Below are 1,513 nucleotides of genomic sequence, written 5' to 3'. Positions count from 1 at the left end.
TAATAGGGCGAGTTGTCCCAGGGCCGGCTGGCTCTGGGGGCAGGTCCCGCCACGCGATCCCGGCCCGGTACCGGTAGATGATCCCCTCCACCAGCGTGCGGTGATCACGAAACGTCTACCTCGCTTACCATCCGGGGCCGGCATGAACGGCTCGACCAGTTCCCAGTCGCCATCCGAAAGCACCCTCATCCGCGACATGCTGTCCAGAATCGCGGGTCACCCCCCACGCGATTGGGAGACACGCCCTAGCTCTGGGCCTCGCCGAGGCGCGCTTCGGGCGTGAGCTCGGCGCGGAGACCGCCGCCGGTCGCAGCCCGGGCAAGAGCGCGACCCAGCGCAGGTGCCTGCTTGAACAAATTGTGACCGGCCACAAAAAAGACAGAGCCTGCCTCCCACACGGCCACGCCGTCCTCACTCCACGGGAGGTCGGTCACCCAGCAGTGAAGGAAGTCGCGCGGCTCTGGGTGGAGACCGGGCAGCGCCCGTGTCACGTATTCGCGTGCGCGTTCGTCCAGCGATCGAATCGCCGCCGGGTCGATGAAAGTTCCGTCGTCGCGGACGCCGACGGTGTCGCTGAGTCCGACCGAATAGTTGCTGTTGCCCGGTAGCGGCGTCGCGTAGACGCCGACTTCGCCGAAGACGCCGCTGCTGTCCTGCAGGCACGCGACTCGTGCCGGGGCGGCGGCTTTCACGTCGAAGGTCAGCCTGACGTGTGCGGCAAGTCGAACCGGCAGCGACAGGCCGACGCTGCGTGCCAGGCGGGCGGTTTCGCGGCCGGCGCACACGACCACCTTGGAGTAGACAGCCCGGTCGGTGACGCTGCGCACCTCGACCGTCCCGTCGGCGCGGAGATCGATGGAGATGACCTCACCGGTGGTGACCGCATCTGCGAGGGCACCCGTGAGTGCCGTGATCGCGGCGCGGGTGCGGATCGCGCCGCCCGACTCGTCGAGCACCGCTGGCCCCGAATACCCAGCGAGCAGCGGCATCCGCTGGGCGACCTCGGCCGCGTCGATCTCGTGCGCTTCCACGCCGCCGACCTGGTCGAGCACCCGCAGCCGCGCCAGGGCGCTGTCTCCGATCGCCAGGACACCATCTGATGAGACCAGCTCGACGTCGAAGCGTTCGGCCCACTCATCCCATACGCCGCGGCTTTCGCGCGCGAAAGCGACGAGTCGCGGGTCGTCGTGGGCATGCCGGAAGATCCGCGCCTCGCCTGCGGACTGACCCGTCCCGGGCAGACCAGCCTCGTACAAGCGCACCGGCACGCCCTGCTCCCGCAGCGCGTACGCCGTCGACAGACCGACGATCCCGCCCCCGATCACTGCGAGCTCGGGTGAACGCGTCGTGGCAACGCCGTCGTCAGTTCCTGTCATCGCGGTTCCTCGATCTGTTGGTGATTAGCGATAGGCCGCAAGAGAAGGGGCCGCTGCCACGACGTCAGCGGGCTGTGTAAGCCCGAAGTCACCGCGCGCAGCGACCCCTCCTTTCTGGGCCGGTACTCCCGGTCTGT

The 1,513-nt window shown here is 68.5% G+C and carries 1 protein-coding gene and 1 pseudogene; both read right to left on the bottom strand.

Annotation, left to right across the window (positions count from 1 at the left end; all coding sequences use genetic code 11):
* Positions 1 to 198, bottom strand: a pseudogene (locus tag MAE01_RS16230) (transposase); the annotation flags it as partial.
* A 47-nt stretch (positions 199 to 245) separates the two neighbouring features.
* Positions 246 to 1,376 (bottom strand): NAD(P)/FAD-dependent oxidoreductase, encoded by a 1,131-nt coding sequence (locus MAE01_RS15845; RefSeq protein WP_186806277.1) that lies wholly within the window; start codon positions 1,374 to 1,376, stop codon positions 246 to 248.
* Between the last annotated feature and the right edge of the window lie 137 nt (positions 1,377 to 1,513).

Origin of the sequence: Microbacterium aerolatum, from assembly GCF_007988825.1 — a bacterium.
Classification (GTDB): Bacteria; Actinomycetota; Actinomycetes; order Actinomycetales; family Microbacteriaceae; genus Microbacterium; species Microbacterium aerolatum.
This window is presented reverse-complemented; position numbering and strand designations above follow the sequence as displayed.